Annotated in this window: 18 protein-coding genes and 1 pseudogene; 10 read left to right on the top strand and 9 right to left on the bottom strand. The window is 59.9% G+C overall.

Annotated elements, in window-relative coordinates; genetic code table 11:
* Positions 1-836, top strand: a pseudogene (locus ADK28_RS24250) (carboxypeptidase M32); the annotation flags it as partial.
* A gap of 168 nt (positions 837-1,004) precedes the next feature.
* Here the strand turns inward: ADK28_RS24250 and ADK28_RS24245 are convergent.
* Complete coding sequence (locus tag ADK28_RS24245) at positions 1,005-1,910, bottom strand: alpha/beta fold hydrolase (RefSeq protein ID WP_033640175.1); 906 nt, start codon at positions 1,908-1,910, stop codon at positions 1,005-1,007.
* A gap of 184 nt (positions 1,911-2,094) precedes the next feature.
* Between ADK28_RS24245 and asr the strand changes: the two genes are divergently transcribed.
* The 3 genes from asr (at position 2,095) to ADK28_RS24235 (ending at position 3,477) form a co-directional block, all read left to right on the top strand.
* On the top strand, positions 2,095-2,370 hold the full coding sequence (gene asr / locus ADK28_RS24240; RefSeq protein WP_033640174.1) for an acid resistance repetitive basic protein Asr: 276 nt from the start codon (positions 2,095-2,097) through the stop codon (positions 2,368-2,370).
* Positions 2,371-2,405: 35 nt separating this feature from the next.
* Positions 2,406-2,537, top strand: coding sequence for a hypothetical protein (locus tag ADK28_RS33340; protein WP_016927581.1), 132 nt, complete (start codon positions 2,406-2,408; stop codon positions 2,535-2,537).
* Positions 2,538-2,664: 127 nt separating this feature from the next.
* The gene (locus ADK28_RS24235) at positions 2,665-3,477 is read left to right on the top strand and encodes a trypsin-like serine peptidase (protein ID WP_016927580.1); all 813 of its coding nucleotides are present in this window, start codon (positions 2,665-2,667) and stop codon (positions 3,475-3,477) included.
* A gap of 38 nt (positions 3,478-3,515) precedes the next feature.
* Here the strand turns inward: ADK28_RS24235 and ADK28_RS24230 are convergent, their stop codons facing one another.
* The gene (locus tag ADK28_RS24230) at positions 3,516-4,292 is read right to left on the bottom strand and encodes an AraC family transcriptional regulator (protein WP_048796883.1); all 777 of its coding nucleotides are present in this window, start codon (positions 4,290-4,292) and stop codon (positions 3,516-3,518) included.
* A gap of 101 nt (positions 4,293-4,393) precedes the next feature.
* On the opposite strand from ADK28_RS24230, the gene ADK28_RS24225 reads away from it, so the two are divergent.
* Positions 4,394-5,551: an MFS transporter gene (locus ADK28_RS24225; protein WP_048796886.1), complete on the top strand. Its 1,158-nt coding sequence runs from the start codon at positions 4,394-4,396 to the stop codon at positions 5,549-5,551.
* Here the strand turns inward: ADK28_RS24225 and hrpA are convergent.
* The gene (gene hrpA, locus ADK28_RS24220) at positions 5,529-9,416 is read right to left on the bottom strand and encodes an ATP-dependent RNA helicase HrpA (protein WP_075202142.1); all 3,888 of its coding nucleotides are present in this window, start codon (positions 9,414-9,416) and stop codon (positions 5,529-5,531) included. The genes ADK28_RS24225 and hrpA overlap by 23 nt on opposite strands.
* 269 nt (positions 9,417-9,685) lie before the next feature.
* Between hrpA and azoR the strand changes: the two genes are divergently transcribed.
* Entirely contained in the window at positions 9,686-10,291 is a 606-nt protein-coding gene (gene azoR / locus ADK28_RS24215; RefSeq protein ID WP_016927576.1) for an FMN-dependent NADH-azoreductase, read from the top strand.
* Positions 10,292-10,410: 119 nt separating this feature from the next.
* Here azoR and ADK28_RS24210 read toward each other — a convergent pair whose 3' ends face one another.
* The 4 genes from ADK28_RS24210 to ADK28_RS24195 form a co-directional block, all read right to left on the bottom strand.
* Positions 10,411-10,734 (bottom strand): YdbL family protein, encoded by a 324-nt coding sequence (locus ADK28_RS24210; RefSeq protein ID WP_048796882.1) that lies wholly within the window; start codon positions 10,732-10,734, stop codon positions 10,411-10,413.
* An 8-nt stretch (positions 10,735-10,742) separates the two neighbouring features.
* A complete protein-coding gene (locus tag ADK28_RS24205; RefSeq protein ID WP_004930472.1) occupies positions 10,743-10,940 on the bottom strand; it encodes a YnbE family lipoprotein in 198 nt (65 codons plus the stop codon).
* Positions 10,937-13,549, bottom strand: coding sequence for a YdbH family protein (locus ADK28_RS24200; RefSeq protein ID WP_048796881.1), 2,613 nt, complete (start codon positions 13,547-13,549; stop codon positions 10,937-10,939). The genes ADK28_RS24205 and ADK28_RS24200 overlap by 4 nt, the downstream gene beginning before the upstream one ends.
* 324 nt (positions 13,550-13,873) lie before the next feature.
* Complete coding sequence (locus ADK28_RS24195) at positions 13,874-14,698, bottom strand: LysR family transcriptional regulator (RefSeq protein ID WP_197754945.1); 825 nt, start codon at positions 14,696-14,698, stop codon at positions 13,874-13,876.
* A 139-nt stretch (positions 14,699-14,837) separates the two neighbouring features.
* Here ADK28_RS24195 and ADK28_RS24190 point away from each other — a divergent pair, with 139 nt between their 5' ends.
* The 3 genes from ADK28_RS24190 to hslJ all read left to right on the top strand — a co-directional run bounded on the left by ADK28_RS24190 (position 14,838) and on the right by hslJ (position 16,742).
* Positions 14,838-15,128 (top strand): putative quinol monooxygenase, encoded by a 291-nt coding sequence (locus tag ADK28_RS24190; protein ID WP_016927572.1) that lies wholly within the window; start codon positions 14,838-14,840, stop codon positions 15,126-15,128.
* A gap of 142 nt (positions 15,129-15,270) precedes the next feature.
* The gene (locus tag ADK28_RS24185; RefSeq protein WP_015377997.1) at positions 15,271-16,263 is read left to right on the top strand and encodes a 2-hydroxyacid dehydrogenase; all 993 of its coding nucleotides are present in this window, start codon (positions 15,271-15,273) and stop codon (positions 16,261-16,263) included.
* Positions 16,264-16,313: 50 nt separating this feature from the next.
* A complete protein-coding gene (gene hslJ / locus ADK28_RS24180) occupies positions 16,314-16,742 on the top strand; it encodes a heat shock protein HslJ (protein ID WP_033640169.1) in 429 nt (142 codons plus the stop codon).
* 23 nt (positions 16,743-16,765) lie between these two features.
* On the opposite strand, the gene ADK28_RS24175 is transcribed toward hslJ, so the two are convergent.
* On the bottom strand, positions 16,766-17,020 hold the full coding sequence (locus ADK28_RS24175) for a DUF333 domain-containing protein (protein WP_016927569.1): 255 nt from the start codon (positions 17,018-17,020) through the stop codon (positions 16,766-16,768).
* A gap of 186 nt (positions 17,021-17,206) precedes the next feature.
* Here ADK28_RS24175 and ADK28_RS31855 point away from each other — a divergent pair, with 186 nt between their 5' ends.
* Positions 17,207-17,404, top strand: coding sequence for a hypothetical protein (locus ADK28_RS31855; RefSeq protein WP_152929746.1), 198 nt, complete (start codon positions 17,207-17,209; stop codon positions 17,402-17,404).
* Positions 17,405-17,497: 93 nt separating this feature from the next.
* Here ADK28_RS31855 and ssmE read toward each other — a convergent pair whose 3' ends face one another.
* Entirely contained in the window at positions 17,498-17,830 is a 333-nt protein-coding gene (gene ssmE / locus ADK28_RS24170) for a multidrug efflux SMR transporter SsmE (RefSeq protein ID WP_004930487.1), read from the bottom strand.
* Positions 17,831-17,954 lie beyond the last annotated feature (124 nt).

Raw genomic sequence — 17,954 nt, 5'->3', positions numbered from 1 at the left:
AACTGCTCGGTTTCAACTTCGACAACGGCCGCGTCGACGTCAGCGCCCACCCGTTCTGCGGCGGCGTGCCGGAAGATGTACGCATCACCACGCGTTACAACGAGAAAGAGTTTTTGACCGCGCTGCTCGGCATCGTGCACGAGACCGGCCACGCCCGCTACGAGCAAAACCTGCCGCGCGATCTGCTCGGCCAGCCGGTCGCCCTGGCCCGTTCCACCGCTATCCACGAATCACAGAGCCTGCTGTTCGAAATGCAGCTGGCGCGCGGCAATGAATTCCTGAAAATATTGCGTCCGTTAGTCACCGCACAGTTTGGCGAACAGCCGGCGCTGGAAGAAGCCAACTTCATTCGCCTCAACCAGCGCGTTAAACCGGGCCTGATCCGCGTCGACGCCGACGAGGTGAGCTATCCTGCTCACGTCATCCTGCGCTACGAAATTGAAAAAGCGCTGATCGAAGGCGATATCGAAGTGGAAGACATTCCGGCGCTGTGGAATGAGAAGATGAGTGCTTACCTCGGCCTCGACACCATCGGCAACTACCGCAATGGCTGCATGCAGGATATTCACTGGACCGACGGCGCCTTCGGCTACTTCCCGACTTACACCCTCGGCGCGATGTACGCCGCGCAGCTGTTCCACAGCGTGCGCCAGGCCCTGCCTTCGCTGAGCGAAGATATCGCCGCCGGCAACCTGCAGCCGCTGTTCCACTGGTTGCAGCACAACATCTGGCGCCACGGCAGCCGTTTCCCGACCGAGACGCTGATCGTCAATGCGACCGGCGAAGCGCTCAACCCACGCTACTTCCGCCAGCATTTGGAAAACCGCTACCTGTAATCTCTCCTGGCGCGGCCCCAGCCGCGCCCTTTTTCCGTCTGCATGACCGGATAATGTTTCATAGCGCACGTTCCCTGCCGACAACGCCTTGGCCGCAGAGTGGCGGGTGGCTACTCATCATTAGTATGTTGTAACTAAAATGGCAAAAAACGCCGGCGTCCCGGCTTCTCATCCCAGCGCATGACGGGCGATCATCGCCGCCAGCTGAGGCCTCAACGGCGCAGGCAGGTCATGCCCCATGCCCGGCATAATATGCAATTTGGCGTTGACGACAGCCCGAGCGATCGCCACCCCGCCGGCCTTGCGCACCAGCCGATCGCGATCGCCGTGAATGACCAGCGTCGGCGCGGCTATGCGCCGGCTGTAGCGACGCAGATCGCCGCTGCCGAGCAACGCGGAAAGTTGCCGCTGCACACCTTCGGGATCCACGCCCCGCTTCAATAGCCGATTAACCAATGCATCCAGTTCCGCCTCCTCCGGCGGGTAAAACCGGGTACCGAGCGCGCGCAGGAAGGCCTTCATTCCCTCGTGGCGCTGCTGCAGCGTCAAATCGGCCGCCGGCCGGCGCGCCAACAGCCACAACAGCGAAGGCGCCGGCGGTGGCAACAGCGGCTGATTGGTGCTGGAGAACAAGATGCATAACGAGGCGACGCGCTGCGGGTATTCGGCGGCCAGCACCTGGGCGATCATCCCTCCCATCGAAGCGCCCAGTACGTGAGCCTGCGGGATGCGTAAATGATCGAGCAGATGCGCCGCGTCCGTCGCCATGTCCCCCAGGGTATAAGGCACCGGCGTTTGCCAGCCGAGCTGAGCGCGCAGCATCAGCAGCCACAACGGCTGCGTGCGCTGCGCCTGCGTTTTGCCGGAAAGGCCGACGTCGCGGTTGTCATAACGGATCACCCGAAATCCCTGGGCCACCAGGGCGCGGCAGAAGTCGTCAGGCCACAACAGAAGCTGCGCGCCGATGCCCATGATGAGCAGCAACGGCGGGTGCGCCTCATCGCCCCAGTCCTCATAGGCCAGCGGCACCTCGCCCTGTTCGGTCACGCCACAACGAATCACTATCTCGTTCATTTTAAATCTCTTTTACCGTGCCTGGCGGTCATTATAGCAGCAATCCCCTCGCCGCCGCCGCCCTGTACATTAGGTTACATGCCGAAACCAATCACTCACGGAAAGCCGGGCGCCGTTTGCCTACTATCATTTCAACGGCCCCGCAGTGGGGTTGATACCCAAAAGTCATGTTGAGGATTCTACGATGAAAAAAGTATTAGCTCTGGTTGTTGCCGCTGCAATGGGTCTGTCTTCCGTGGCTTTCGCTGCCGAGGCTGCCACCACCGCACCTGCGGCTACCGCAACCACCGCCACCGCTGCGCCGGCTAAAGCTCAGGTGAAACACCACGGCAAAAAAGCACCGGTACAGAAAGCGCAGGCGGCCAAGAAGCATCACAAAAAAGCCGCGAAGAAATCCCCGGCTCAAAAGGCCCAGGCGGCTAAAAAGCACCACAAGAAAGCCAGCCACAAAAAAGCGTAATGACGTGAGGGTCCCCTCATCGCTTCAGGCTTGACGTGTACGACACCCGGTTCGCCGGGTGTTTTTTCATCGGGGGGTTCTCATTGATGCTGCGCCGCTACCTGTTCGAGATCGTTCTGACCGCCCTGATCCTTTGCGGACTGATCGCCGTCTTTTTTTACCTGTAGCCTGCCGCGTTGCCGGCGGGAAATTATTGAAAAATCAATTATTGCCCATCCACATGGCTGCTAAATCAGTCTATAGTTAGCATTCAGTGTGTTTATGGATGATCCGTATTTGTCAGGCAAGAGATCTATGCGCATATCCGTTTTACTGTTGCTGTGCTCACTCCCGCTTATCGCTGCTCAGGCGGCACGCGCCGACGGCCCGTCCAAGGCCGAGCAAACGCGTCTGTTTTTCGGCAAAGATGAACGAATCAAGGTCACGGATACCGCCGCCCAGCCGTGGCAAGCCATCGGCCAGGTCGAAACCGCCAGCGGCAATCTGTGTACCGCCACGCTGATCTCTCCGCACCTGGCGTTGACCGCCGGCCATTGCGTTCTGGCGCCGCCCGGGCAACTGGATAAAGCCATCGCCCTGCGCTTCGTGGCGGGCGATAAATCCTGGCGGTATCAAACCGGCGATATCGAGACCCTGGTCGACAGCAAGCTGGGCAAAAAGCTGAAGCCGGACGGTGATGGCTGGATCGTCCCGCCCGCGGCGGCCGCTTATGACTTTGCGCTGATCCGTCTGAAAGACAAAAAGCCGCTGCCGATCGCCCCGTTGCCGCTGTGGCAAGGCGACAGCAAGGCGTTGACCCAGGCCCTAAAACAGGCCAAGCGGCTAATAACTCAGGCGGGTTACCCGGAAGACCACCTGGATGACCTCTACAGCCACCAAAACTGCAAGGTCACCGGCTGGGCCCAGCAAGGCGTACTGTCGCACCAATGTGATACCCTGCCCGGCGACAGCGGCTCACCGCTGCTGTTGAAAACCGCCGACGGCTGGCAACTGATCGCCATCCAAAGCTCGGCGCCGGCGGCGAAAGATCGCTATCGCGCCGATAACCGCGCCCTGGCGGTGCCCGGCATCCGCGAAGCGCTGGACGCCCTGGCGGCAGGCAAATAATCCTCTCACAACGGCGCATTATGCGCCGTTGTGCTTTTTCAGCCTCCTTGCATATAGCGCCGCGGCGTGGTGCCGGTGAACTGACGGAAAAACGCGATAAACGCACTGTCGCTGGAAAACCCCAACCGCTGTGCCACCGCGCTGACCGACGGCAACGACGCCAGCAGTTCGATCGCGCGCATCAGCCGCCACTGCTGGCACCACTGCTGATAGCTCAGGCCGGTTTCCCGCTGAAACAGCCGCGTCAGCGTTTTGGCGTGCAGGTGCAAGCGCTGCGCCAACGCCGCCAACGCCGGCAACTCGTCGCTCTCCGGCAGCGTCGCCAGCCAGGCGGCAAGACGCTTATCCTGCGGCAGCCGCAACTGGGTATTCTCGCGCTGCGCCTCGCCCAACTCATTGATCAGCACCGCCAGCAAATCGCGCGCGTGGGGCTGCGCCAACGCATAGTCCAACGGCCAGTGCGCGATGCGCTCGACGATCGCCGCCAACAGCGGGTTTACCGCCAGCACCGTTGCCTGTGGCGGCATGGCGACCGTCAGCGCCGGATCGAAATACAGCGAGCGATACGCGACGCGGCCGCGCAGCTGCACTCGATGCGCAATGCCGCCCGGTATCCAGACGCTGCGCGTCGGCGGCAGAATCAGCCACTGCTGCGCCAACGTGACCGTCATGCACCCCTGCGGCGCATACAGCAGCTGCGAACGCTGATGCCAATGCAGCCCGGAGTCGTGATCCGCCAGTGCCGCCGCGATGCCGAGAGCCGGTGCCGGCAGCCGATCCGGGTCGAACGGGTGATGCTGTTGAATCAGCGCCATCAGACTGTCCTATACCTGTTGTTTTTTGTCCGGATGATTGTAATCGAACAAAACGCCGCTCCCTATACTGGCCGCCTTAACTTTTAGGGAGAATGTGCATCATGCAACGCTTATCTTTGCCGCTGCTCGTCACCGCCATCATGACGCCGCAGCTCCTGGAAACGCTGTACAGCCCGGCGCTCACCGCCATCCGCAGCGACTTCGGCGTCAGCGCCGCGCAGGCCGGGCAGACGTTATCCATCTATTTCTTCGCCTTCGCCCTCGGCGTCGCCTTTTGGGGAGCCTTCTGCGATCGGTTCGGCCGCCGTCCGGCGATGCTGGCCGGCCTGGCGCTCTATCTGGTCGGCGCCGGCCTCGCGCTGCTGAGCGGCAGTTTCACGCTGTTGCTGGCCGCCCGTGCGCTGATCGCCTTCGGCGCCGCGGTCGGCTCAATCGTCACGCAAACCATGCTGCGTGATGTCTATCAAGGCCCCGCGCTGGGGCGCATGTTCGCGCTGGTCGGCATCGCGCTCTCCATCAGCCCGCTGCTGGGGATGTTCGCCGGCGGCGCGCTGGTCGCCTGGGGCGGCAGCGCGGCGATTTTCACCGCACAGGCGGCCTGGGCGCTGGCGCTGCTGCTGTGGAGCTACGGCACATTGCCGGAAACGCGGCGGCGGCAAACCGCAACGGCTGCCGCGCCGGGCATTGCCCTGACGGCAATACTGCGCGATCGGCACATCTGGTGCTCGGCGCTGCTGGTCGCCAGCTTCAATATCATGGTGTTCAGCTACTTCAGCCTGGCGCCGTTCATGTTTGAAAGGCTGGGGTTGAACAGCCAACAATTTGGCTACTCGGGCGTGATGCTGGCTTTGGGCAGCCTGGCGGGGGCGCTGTTGAACCGCCACCTGCTGGCGCGCGGCGTCAGCGCCAAACATCAGATCCTGCTGGGCGGTTTGCTGGCGGCGGCCAGCGGCGTGGCATTGTTCTGGTGGCAACACAGCCTGTGGATGCTGCTCCCCTGCGCGCTGGTGATGCTGGCGTTCGGGTTGGCTATCCCGAATGTGCTGAGCCAGGCGCTGAGCCGCTACCGGCAGCAACTCGGCACCGCCGGCGCGTTATTCGGGCTGCTGTACTATCTGTTGATCGGCCTGGGGCTGACGATCGCGGCGCGCGGGCAGGACTTGGCCGCCACGCTGCTGCTGTGCGGCCTGTTGAGCCTGTGGTGCGCCGGCCGCTTGCCGGCCGGTGCGCCCGAGCTTAACCCGAAAGCTGCTCGATAGTTTGCAAAATGCGCTTGTCGGAAATAGGGTAAGGCGTGCCCAACTGCTGCGCGAACAGGCTGACGCGCAGCTCTTCGATCATCCAGCGCACCGCCTTCACCTCTTCCTCCTGCTGTCGCTTCGGCGGCAGCTTGTTCAACCACTGCTGCCACGCCTGCTGCACCTGCTCCACCCGCAACATCTGCGCGCGGTCGCGGTGCGGATCGATAGCCAATTTTTCCAATCGGCGCTCGATCGCCTGCAGGTAACGCAGCGTATCCGGCAGGCGTTTCCACCCGTTGCCGGTCACGAAGCCGCGGTAGACCAGCCCGCCGAGCTGGGTCTTGATGTCCGACAGCGCCAGCGCCAACGACATGTCCACCCGGCCCTTCAGCCGTTTGTTGATGTTGAAGACCGCCGTCAGGATCTGTTCAACCTGCTTGGCCACCTCGACGACCGTGTCGTTCAGCTCGGCGCGGATCTGCTCCTGCAGGCGCGCAAAGCCTTCTTCTTGCCAGACCGGGCCGCCGTGTTCGGCGATCAGCTTGTCGATGCCGCACGAAATGCAGTCGTCGATCAGCTCCAGCACCTTGCCGTACGGGTTGAAATAGAGCCCCAGCTTGGCCTTGTTCGGCAGCTTTTCATGCAGGTATTTGATCGGCGAAGGAATATTCAGCAACAGCAGGCGGCGCGTGCCCTGCCACATCGCCTGTTGCTGCTCGATTTCGCTGTCGAACAGGCGGATCGCCACGCTGTCCTTTTCATCCACCAGCGCCGGGTAAGCCTTCATCGAATAGCCGCCGCGCTTCTGCTCGTAAAACGCCGGCAGTTGGCCAAAGCTCCAGACATGCAGATTGCTCTGCTCCAGCCCGTCGTCGGCCACCGCCGACAGCGTCTCCTGCACCTTCTCTTTCAGCTGCAGGCGCAACGCGGCCAGGTTTTTGCCTTCGCGCAGCGTCTGGTTTTTCTCTCCCACCACGCGGAAAGTCATCTTCAGGTGATCGGGCACCTGATCCCACTGCCAGTCATCACGTGACACGGTCACACCAGTCATGCGCCGCAGCTCGCGCTCCAGCGCGTCCAGCAGCGGCAATTCCAGCGCCGTTACGCGGCCCAGGAACGCCTCGGCGTAGTTCGGCGCCGGCACGAAGTTGCGACGCACCGGTTTCGGCAGCGACTTGATCAGCGCAATCACCAGCTCACGGCGGATGCCGGGGATTTGCCACTCGAAGCCCTGCTCCTCCACCTGATTGAGGATCGGCAGCGGAATATGCACCGTCACGCCGTCGGCGTCGGTGCCCGGTTCGAACTGATAGCTCAGCCGCAGCTTGAGATTGCCCTGATGCCAGAAGTTCGGGTAGTCGAGCGCGCTGATCTTGTTGGCGCCGTCTTTGATCAGCATCTCTTTTTCGAAGTTCAGCAGATCCGGCTGCTGTTTGGCCGCGTTCTTCCACCAGCTGTCGAAATGACGGCCGGACACCACGTCGTTGGGGATCCGGCGATCGTAGAAGCCGAACAGCGTTTCGTCGTCCACCAGAATATCGCGGCGGCGCGATTTATGCTCCAGCTCTTCCACTTCGGCGCGCAGCTTTTGGTTGTCGCGGAAGAAGGCGTGGCGCGTCTGCCAGTCCCCCTCCACCAGCGCATGGCGGATAAACAGCTCGCGGCACAGCAATGGATCGATGGCGCCGTAATTGACCTGGCGCGCCGCGACGATCGGCAAACCGAACAGCGTGACCTTTTCGCTGGCCATCACCGCCCCCTGCGACTTCGACCAATGCGGCTCGCTGTAGGTGTGTTTCACCAGATGCTGAGCCAGCGGCTCGATCCATTCCGGTTCGATGCGCGCGGCGATGCGCCCCCACAGGCGGCTGGTTTCCACCAGTTCGGCCACCATGGTCCACTTCGGCGGCTTCTTGAACAGGCCGGAGCCGGGGAAGATCGAAAAGCGGGCGTTGCGCGCGCCGGTAAATTCCTGCTTGTCCGCATCCTTCTGGCCAATGTGCGACAGCAAGCCGGTCAGCAGCGCGGTGTGCACGCTGCGGTAGTCGGAAGGCGTGCTGTTGATAGGCAACCCCAGCTCTTTCACCACCTGGCGCAGTTGGGTATAGATATCCTGCCACTCGCGCACCCGCAGGTAATTGAGGAAATCGTTGCGGCACAGCCGGCGGAACTGGCTGGAAGAGTTCGCCTTTTGCTGCTCCTGCAGATAATCCCACAGGTTGACGAACGCCAGGAAATCCGAGTCTTTGTCGGCGAAGCGGCGGTGTTTTTCGTCCGAGGCCTGCTGCTTGTCCATCGGGCGCTCACGCGGATCCTGAATCGACAGCGCGGCGGTGATGATCATCACCTCGCGCACGCTGCCGCTCTTCTGCGCTTCCAGCACCATGCGCGCCAGACGCGGGTCGATCGGCAACTGCGCCAGTTGGCGGCCTTGCGGCGTCAGCTGATAGTGGCCGTTGTCGGCGGTGGCGATCGCCCCCAGCTCTTCCAGCAGGCGCACGCCATCCTGAATGTTGCGTTTATCCGGCGCTTCGACGAACGGAAACGCGGCGATGTCGCCCAGCCCCAGCGAGGTCATCTGCAGAATGACCGACGCCAGGTTGGTGCGCAGAATTTCCGGATCGGTAAACGCCGGCCGCGACAGGAAATCCTGTTCGGAGTACAGACGAATGCACACCCCTTCCGACACGCGGCCGCAACGCCCTTTACGCTGGTTGGCGGAGGCCTGCGACACCGGCTCGATCGGCAGGCGCTGCACCTTGGTGCGGAAGCTGTAGCGGCTGATGCGCGCGGTGCCCGGATCGATGACGTATTTGATGCCCGGCACCGTCAGCGAGGTTTCCGCCACGTTGGTGGCCAGTACAATACGGCGGCCGTGGTGCGACTGGAACACCCGATTCTGCTCGCTGTTCGACAGACGCGCATACAGCGGCAGCACTTCGGTGTGCGGCAGATTGAGGCGGTTCAGGGCGTCGGCGGTGTCGCGGATCTCGCGCTCGCCGCTCATGAAGATCAGAATGTCGCCCGGCCCTTCGCGTCCAAGCTCGTCCACCGCATCGAAAATCGCCTGCAGCTGGTCGCGATCGGTATCGTCGCCGTCGTCGACCACCGGGCGGTAACGCACCTCCACCGGGTAAGTGCGTCCGGAAACCTCGATGATCGGCGCATTGTTGAAGTGGCGCGAGAAGCGCTGCGGATCGATGGTCGCCGAGGTGATGATCACCTTGAGATCCGGGCGCTTCGGCAACAGTTCACGCAGGTAGCCGAGAATAAAGTCGATGTTGAGGCTGCGCTCGTGCGCTTCATCGATGATCAGCGTGTCGTACTGCATCAGCAGGCGATCCTGCTGAATCTCCGCCAGCAAGATACCGTCGGTCATCAGCTTGACCAGGGTGTTTTCCCCCACCTGATCGTTGAAGCGCACCTTGTAGCCCACGCTGCCGCCAAGCGGGGTTTCCAGCTCGTCGGCGATGCGGTTGGCGACGGTGCGCGCCGCCAGGCGGCGCGGCTGGGTATGGCCGATCAGCCCTTTCACACCACGCCCCAGCTCCAGACAGATCTTCGGCAACTGTGTGGTTTTCCCCGAACCGGTCTCCCCGGCGACGATCACCACCTGGTGATCGCGGACAGCGTTTAAAATGTCCTGCTTTTTCTGGCTAACCGGCAGGCTTTCCGGATAGGTAATGCGCGGGCAAGACGCGGCGCGCGCCTGCACTTTTTGCCGCGCCGCCGCGATGTCGCTTTCCACTTCGGCGGCGACCGCCAGCTGGGCATCGGGATTTTTGATTTTTCGTGCGCCCTGCAGGCGACGACGCAGGCGTTGTTGATCGCGGAGCATCAGCTCGCCCAGTTGGGCCGGCAGTGCCTCGAGCGGAGATTTCACGTTCGGTGTTCCTTGTTTCATCGTGGCCAAGACCAGGCTTGGCAACGGTTTAATGTTTTTTTAGCGATTTTTTTGCTTTAGCCGCACAGCCTATCACAAACGGCTTTTTCCCCCTACTTTCGCGAGTAAAGCCTCGGCATGTTATTCAATAAAATCGAACGAAGATCTCGAAATATTGCGCTATCACTGTGGGTGGAATGTGAATAGCATGTACTTCATGCAAGGGACGCTGAGTCCTGATGTCACTGTCACAACGTAAGGAATTATCGATGAGCAACGTATTGGTTCTGAAATCAAGCATCCTGGCGACCTACTCTCAGTCTAACCAACTGGCCGATTTCTTCGTAGAGCAATGGAGCAACGCCCATGGCGGCGATACCATCACCGTGCGCGATCTGGCCGCACAGCCAATCCCGGTGCTGGACGGCGAACTGGTCGGCGCGCTGCGTCCTTCCGATGCTCCGTTGACCCCGCGTCAACAAGAAGCGCTGGCGCTGTCGGACGAGCTGATCGCCGAGCTGCAGGCCAATGACGTCATCGTGATTGCCGCACCGATGTACAACTTCAACATCCCGACCCAACTGAAAAACTATTTCGACCTGGTTGCCCGCGCCGGCGTGACCTTCCGTTACACCGAAAACGGTCCGGAAGGCCTGGTGAAAAACAAACGCGCCGTGATCCTGACCAGCCGCGGCGGCATCCATAAAGGCACCCCGACCGACCTGGTAGAACCTTACCTGCGTCTGTTCCTGGGCTTCATCGGCATCACCGACGTGGAGTTCGTCTTCGCGGAAGGCATCGCCTATGGCCCGGAAGTGGCGACCAAAGCACAGGAAGACGCCAAGGCGGCCCTGTCTCAGGTGGTTGCTGCCTAAGACCCTGCGCAGGGGCGCCGTGCCCCTGCCGGACAAGAGGCAAGTCCTGTCAAACCTGCACTACCCTCATAATAATCATCTATCCGTATCTTTTGGCGCGCCAGACGGCGCGCTTTTTTTTATTTCTTCAGCCACTGCCCGTTGATGCCGCGCACATACTCGCCGCTTTGCGCGCGCGTCACCAGCTTTTGCCCGGCCATGCGCGCCACTTCGTCGACGGCGATATGGTTGCCGTCCGCCACTTCCTGATACTTCTCGGCGCGGCCGGCGTTGATGCGTTTCACCAGCGCCAGGGTTTCCGCGTCCTGCTTCACCGGCGCGATATAACCGCTCAGGGTTTCCCCCACCCGACCTTGCTGCTTCGCCTCATCCAGCGTCAACGCCATCGCCATGCCGCTGAACAACCAGGCGGCGCCGGCCAGCCACAAATAACGTTTTTTCATGTCGGCTCCTAGAACAGACCGCTTTGGGTTTTCAGCAGGTTTTCGACGTCCTTATCCACCTTGATATGAATTTCATGCTCGATCTTGACGTTCATATTGATGGTGATCGGATCCTTCGGCGTCGCCACCTCGATGCGCGGCACGCAGCCGCTCAGCAGCGAAACGCACAGCACCGCTGCCAGCGCCGACACACTCATGATTTTCATTGTTGCTCCCCAGGTTGTGAGAGGGCCTGCTCCAGCCACTCCTGTAAATTGTCGCCGAAGCGCAAACTGCGCCACAGCTGAAACACGTTTTCCTGATGGCGATAGTTCAGGATCACCTCGCGCTTGGCGCTTTTCTGCGGGTTGATGCCGTCGATGCGCGCGCTCAGCGTCAGCTCGCCCAGGTTGTCGAGATCGACCCGGGCGTGCGAACGGTTGATTTCCATGTAGCGCAGCCAGTCGATCGCCGCGCCGGTCGCCAGGTTGTTGCTGCCGATGGCGTCGGCCATGTCTTTGTCCAGGCGCAGCGTCAACGTGCCGGCGTTGGCGATCCAGCCGTTTTGCACCAGCCATTTCGGGTGATTCAGGAACAGCGGCAGCTCGCCGTCGACCCGGCCGGACATGGCGAACTGCTTCGGTTTCAGAGCGGTGAACAGCGCGCTGAGATCGACCTTGTCCAGCTTCAGCACCGCGGCGTCATGCTGCGGCAACCGCAGCGCCGACAGGCTGATATGCCCGTTGAGCATGTCCACGCCGACGTTGCTCAACGTCAGCGGCTGCCTTTCGCTATAAGGATAGGTGCCCTGCAGATCGGCGGAAATGTTCTGCATCTCGAACAGGTTGCTGAAAGACTTGATGCGCAGCGACACCGGCTGTTTGGCCCCCAATTGCCACTGATGCTGCTTGAACCGGTACGACAGGATAAAATCCAGGCCGCTCATCTCGCCGTCCTTCAGCCACATGCCGCCGTTTTTCACCACCCAGTGGCCACCGGCCTCGAACCCCTGTTCGCGCGCGGCGGAAAACGCCGACTGCGCGTAAAACTCGCCGTCGCGCAGCGTGAGATTGAGATCCGGCGCCAGCAGCGGTTGGAACACCTTCAGCGACTGTTTCGGCCACCAGGCTTCGCCGCGCAGACGTTCGCCGTCCCAACGGCCGCGCAGCGCGATCGGCCCAATCTGTTGCGCCTGCAGTTTGCCCTGCAGTTGGAAACTGTCCGGCGAACGGCCGTTTACCTGCAGCGCCAGCACCGGCGCCGGCAGATAGCCGCCGTCGCTGAAGCTGACCTTATCCGCCGCCAGCTGCAACTCGCCGTTGAACTGCGGACTTTGTTCATCACGCCGCCAGCGCAGCGGCTGATTGAGGCTCAGGCGCGGCGCGGCGACCGTCACCAGACCGTACTTCAACTTATCGAAGCCGGTGGAAAGTTTGTCGAGCACCAACTCACTGTCGCGCCAACGGCCGCTGCCGGCGACGTCCCAGGCGGCCTGCAGCGGCGGCAAGCGGCCATTGCCCCAGTAACGCCATTGCCAGTTGCCCTTGTCCGGCCAGAAATCCTGTGCCTGGCCGTCCAGGTGCAGCTTGAAGCGGCCCCAGTAACTGTCGCTGGCGCTCAAAATCGCCTGCAGGCGGCCGGTGATGCCGGCGGCGGTCACCTTCACGCCCGCCAGCGGCAAACGCGCCTCTTCCAGCGTCATTTCCGGCGTCACCTTGCCCCACAGGCGCAGCAGCGACCCCGGCTGCAGCACCAGCGTCGGGTTGAGAATGCTGCCGCCGATCACGCCCGGGATCGACGCGGTAGTGGAAAAGTCGGCCAGATTGGCCTGGCCGGTCAGTTGGAAGCGCAGATCGCTGTCGGTCAACCCCACCTTGCCCGGCCCGAGGGTGAGCACCGCATTGCCCTTGCCGTTGTGACCCGCAGTGATGACGTTCAGCCGCGCGCTGATCTCCGTTTCATCCAGCCCTTTGCTCCAATCGTGCAGCGCGATGCTGAGCCCGCCGTTCAACGGCTGCTCGCTGTACGGCCAACGCCACTCTCCCTGCTTAATGCTGACCCGCTGCGGCGAGACTTCCCACGGCAACACCGCCAGCGGGCGATCGTCACCTTTTTCGCTTACCGTCAACACGCCCTGCTGCTGTTGCCAGCGCATGTCCAGCAATACCGGTTTTTCCAGATAGGCGGTCTGCATTTCCCCCTGCAACGCGCCCTGCGTCGGCAGGCTAGCCAGATCCAACGGAATGGTTATCTTGCCGGCGAGCTGCAGCGGTTGTGCGCTGTTGGGCGGAACCACGGTCAGGCTCTGCAACGTCAGCTGCTGTTTTTCATCCAGCTGCGCCTCGGCGCTGAGATTCGGCCCCCGATAATGCAGACGTTGCCCGTCGGGGCCGGAGGAAAGCTGCAGCTTGCCGGCATAGCGCTGCCAGGGAATGAGCGTCAGGTCATTAATGGTGAGATCCAGCGGCGGCAGCTGTTGCTGCAGCTGATCGAGCGCCAGCGGCGCGCTGTTGGCGTCGCCGTTCGGCAGTTTTGACAAACAGGCGCTATCGACGCTGACCTTATCGCTCGACAGCTGCCAGCGGCCCTGGCGGTAAGCCAGCCGCGTCGGCCCGACGTTGGCCAACAGGCAATCTTGCGCAGTGAAACGCGCCCCCGCCAATGCCAGGCCGCCCTGGCGCCAGTGCAATTTGCCCTGCAATTCCAGGCGGCTCCCCGCCGGCAACCAATGCGATAACACCCCCGGCAGCCAGCGCGGCAAGGTTTGCCACAACGCCAGCACCAGGATTGCGCAGCCCGCCACCGTCCCTATGAATACTTTCAATCGCCTGGTCATTAAATGATTGCTTCGTTCCTGAGTTAGGCATTGGTTAAGTCTATGCCTGAATTGACAATAATGATGGCACGAATTTGACATAGGGTGAAGCCGAGCGGGCTCGCAGAAGCGATTTGCACCTTTTTGGCGCAAACGTGTGCGGAGTTGTAGATTTTCGTTACAACTACATCACATAAACAGGACAGTTTTCAGACTTTTGTTATTGTTGTTACCGTTGATGATTAATAGTCTTGCAACCATTCTAATAAAAGTTTAGCTGCTAGCTAACTGTGTACTAGAGAAGCCATTCCCCACACCCCCGTGGGGATTTTTTTGCCGTTAATTTCAAATCACGGCCTCAATAAAAGCCTGTACTATGCGGCTGTCGCTCGCTTTACGCCAGATAGCATAAATATCGCTGCGCATTTCATTCCCGCACTCGATATACGCCACCTCCCGCTGTCGCGCGAGGCTTTCAGGGACAAACGCATACCCCAACCCCGCTGTTACGCAGGCGAATATCACGTCGTAGCATTCCACCTCCAGCAGCGCGGCGGGGATGATTTGCTGCTTTTGCAGCCAGGCGTCCACCAGATGGCGATAGTGGCATTGACGCGAATAAACATAGAGATCGCTTTTTGCCAGCAACGCTGGCTGATACGCCCCGCCAATGAAGACCAAACGCTCCTGAAAAGCACGCCGGCTCTGCAGCTGCGGATGTTCTATCGGCCCATCTGAAAACACCACGTCCAGAGTCCCTTTTTGCAATTGAAACTCCAGATCCAGCGAATAGCCTTGCACCACACTCAACTGAACGCGGCGGTTCTGCGCACGGTAATGCGCCAACTTTTGCGGCAGATGATGACTCAAGGCGATATCCAGCGCGCCAAGCTTCAATTCACCCTGTACCGGATCCTGTTCAAGCTGCGCTCGCGCCCGCTCTTCGATAGCCAAAAAGCGCTTGGCCTTATGGTAAAGCGCCCGGCCTTCCGGTGTGAGCGACAGCCGATTGCGCTCACGATCAAATAGCGTAACGCCACACGCCGTTTCCAACTCTTTTAATTTCTTGGTCACGTTAGAGGGCACGCAAAACAGCCGCTCCGCCGCAGCCGTGAGACTCTCCGACTCCACCACCATGCAAAAGGTGACCAACTGAGCACGTTTCAACACCGCAATCCTTCACCAAAAATGAATGATAACCGAACTTTATTTCACTTTTAATCAACCATCAAGCCCATAGAATCCTCGCAGTCAGCACATTGCTGCCTCCTGGAAATTCCAGTTTCATTATCGACAGAGGAAATAAACCATGATCACGCTCAACGTCTTTTTTCAGGTCAACCCGGCCAAACGCCCAGCTTTTCTCAGTCTGCTCAACACTATGGTGCAGGAATCCAATAAAGAAACCGGCTGCTCTTTTTACCAGCTTTGGCAATGCCAGAACGATGAAAACAGCTATGCGCTGATCGAAAACTGGGACGATAAGGCGGCGCTTTCGGCACACCAGAAAACGCCGCATTGGATCGCCTTTAACGATGCCGTCAACGGGTATTTGACCCATGATTACGATGAGCACCATTACACGGAAATCGCTCGCTAACATCGCGTGAACCGGCCCAATGCGGGCCGGTTTCATCCCCCTGTTTCATCGGACAAACCCCGTGCAGGACAAACCGCTAACCAATTGTCGAATTTACTAAAATCTGTTAAATTGATCACAAAATCACGGTGGAGAAACCACGATGAAATTGGCGATATACAGTACCAAACAGTATGACCGTAAATACCTCGAACTGGTGAACCAGCAGTTTGGCTATGAGCTGGAATTCTTCGACTTTTTACTCAGTAAAAAAACCGCCAAAACGGCCGCCGGTTGCAAGGCGGTGTGTATCTTCGTCAACGACGACGGCAGCCGTGAAGTGCTCGAAGAACTGGCGGCGCTGGGCGTCGAAATTCTCGCCCTGCGCTGCGCCGGTTTTAATAACGTCGATCTGGACGCCGCCAAAGAACTGGGCATCAAGGTGGTGCGCGTGCCGGCCTACTCGCCGGAGGCCGTGGCGGAACACGCGGTAGGCATGATGATGTGCCTGAACCGCCGTATTCACCGCGCTTATCAGCGTACCCGTGACGCCAACTTCTCGCTGGAAGGGCTGATCGGTTTTAACATGCACAATCGCACCGCCGGCGTGATCGGCACCGGTAAAATCGGCGTGGCGACAATGCGCATTCTGAAAGGCTTCGGCATGAAGCTGCTGGCCTACGATCCGTTCCCGAGCGAACAGGCGCTGGAACTGGGCGCGGAGTATGTCGATCTGAAGACGCTGTACGCGCAATCCGACGTGATCACCCTGCACTGCCCGCTGACGCCGGAGAACCACCATTTGCTGAATGCCGACGCCTTCGCGATGATGAAAAACGGCGTAATGGTGATCAACACCAGCCGCGGCGCGCTCATCGACTCCACCGCCGCCATCGATGCGCTGAAGCAGCAAAAAATCGGCGCCCTCGGGATGGACGTCTACGAGAACGAACGCGACCTGTTCTTTGAGGACAAGTCTAACGACGTGATTCAGGATGACGTGTTCCGCCGCCTGTCGGCCTGCCACAACGTGCTGTTCACCGGCCATCAGGCTTTCCTGACCGAAGAGGCGTTGACCAGCATTTCCCAAACCACGCTGCAGAACATCAGCCAGTTGGATCGCGGCGAAACCTGCCCGAACCAGTTGAACGCCTGAGCGTAACTTCGGGGCGCCCTTGCGGCGCCCTGTTTATTTGAGAGAACGCGATGAGAAAAACCACGGTGGCCGCCCTTGCGGCGCTGGCCTTAGCGGGGTGCAGCATGAAACCACACACGGCCGTCACGCCAGGCGATCTGCTGCATCACAACTTCGTGTTGCAAAGCGTGGATGGCGACACGGCAAAATCACCGGCGGGCGGCGGGCTGCTCAATCTGGAGTTCGGCGAGAACCTGCATGTCTCCGGCACGATGTGCAACCGCTTTTTCGGTCAGGGGCAATTACGCGACGGCGTGCTGACGGTGAAATCGCTGGCCACGACGCGCAAGCTGTGCCCTGATGAGCAGCGCAACCGCTGGGATCGGGTGATCGGCACCGTGCTGGAAAACGGCGCCGAAGTGACGCTAAACGCACAGCAGCTGACGCTTACCGGCAGCGGCCACACGCTTATTTATACCCTGCGCGATTGGGTGTATTGATCCTGCAGGCCAGGCGCCGGGGCTTATCCGGCGCAGCTGCCCAGGGCCAGCGTGCGCTCTTCGCACTGCTTGCCGTTCGGCATCTGGCACATGCGCAGCGCTTCACCATTCAAATTGTGCGCGATGGTGGTAACGCCACCGACCGCCGCGCAACCGGTGCTGGTCTGCAACGTATTGATTCTGGCACTGTTGCCCTGCTGTACTGGCTCTTCGTTATTGCTGCTGCAGGCGGCTAAAAGCAGCACGGCGCTGGCAAGCAGCCATTTTGATGTCGTCATTATCCCACTCCTGAACCCGGAACTGCGCTGTGTAAAATCGCCATTGCTGATAACGCGCGTCACTTGGCGGACACGTTTCGCTATCTTTGATGCAAACTTGTTTAATCTAGCTCGATATATAAATAATGAAAATATATTCCAGCCATTATTTGTCGTTTTTTTGCGCCGGCCGGACATTTATTTTGTTTGCAGAATATTTCCGTGACGGCGCCACTCGCTGCCAGGCGCTGGCTGCACGCAAAAAGTGATAACGTCACCGCTGCCATCAAGGAAGTTTTTCCCGCGACATTGGTATTAATTATCTTCGCGTGCTTTCATTGCGGCGGCGCATTTTTTGCTACCGGAGAGAACGATATTTGCGTCTATGCTGGCGGCGCTAAGTAATTAGCATTCCACTATTTTCAGTGAATGATGACTGAATTCTTCAACCGGCGCGACTTGCTGTCACGCCGGCCTTTTTTTACATTAAAATAACACTCAGTGCACCGAGGCTTTCGACAGTAAATTAATCACCAGCACGCCGGCAATAATTAATCCCATGCCGACGATCGCCGGCCAATCCAATTTTTGCTGATAAACGAACACTGCGGCGACCGACACCAGCACGATGCCCATGCCCGACCAAATCGCATACACGATGCCCAGCGGCATGCTTTTGACCACCATCGACAGCCCCCAAAACGCCACGCCATAGCCCAGCACCACCAGCAGCGACGGCCACAGGCGGGTAAAGCCCTCAGAGGCTTTCAACATGGTGGTGGCGATCACTTCCGCGACTATCGCCATCGTCAAATACATAAATGCGCTCATGGTTTTCTTCTGTCAATTTGCCGATGCGCAATTATGACGCGCCGGAAATAAATTGTCTTTAAACGGTGAAAACAATTTATTGCCCCGGCCCCTAATCGGCGAGGAAATACGCCTTTGACGATTT

It is taken from the genome of Serratia sp. 506_PEND, assembly GCF_001076875.1.
In the GTDB taxonomy this organism is placed as follows: Bacteria; Pseudomonadota; Gammaproteobacteria; order Enterobacterales; family Enterobacteriaceae; genus Serratia; species Serratia marcescens.
The sequence above is the reverse complement of the archived record's forward strand: the minus strand, read 5'-3'. Positions and strand labels throughout refer to the sequence as shown.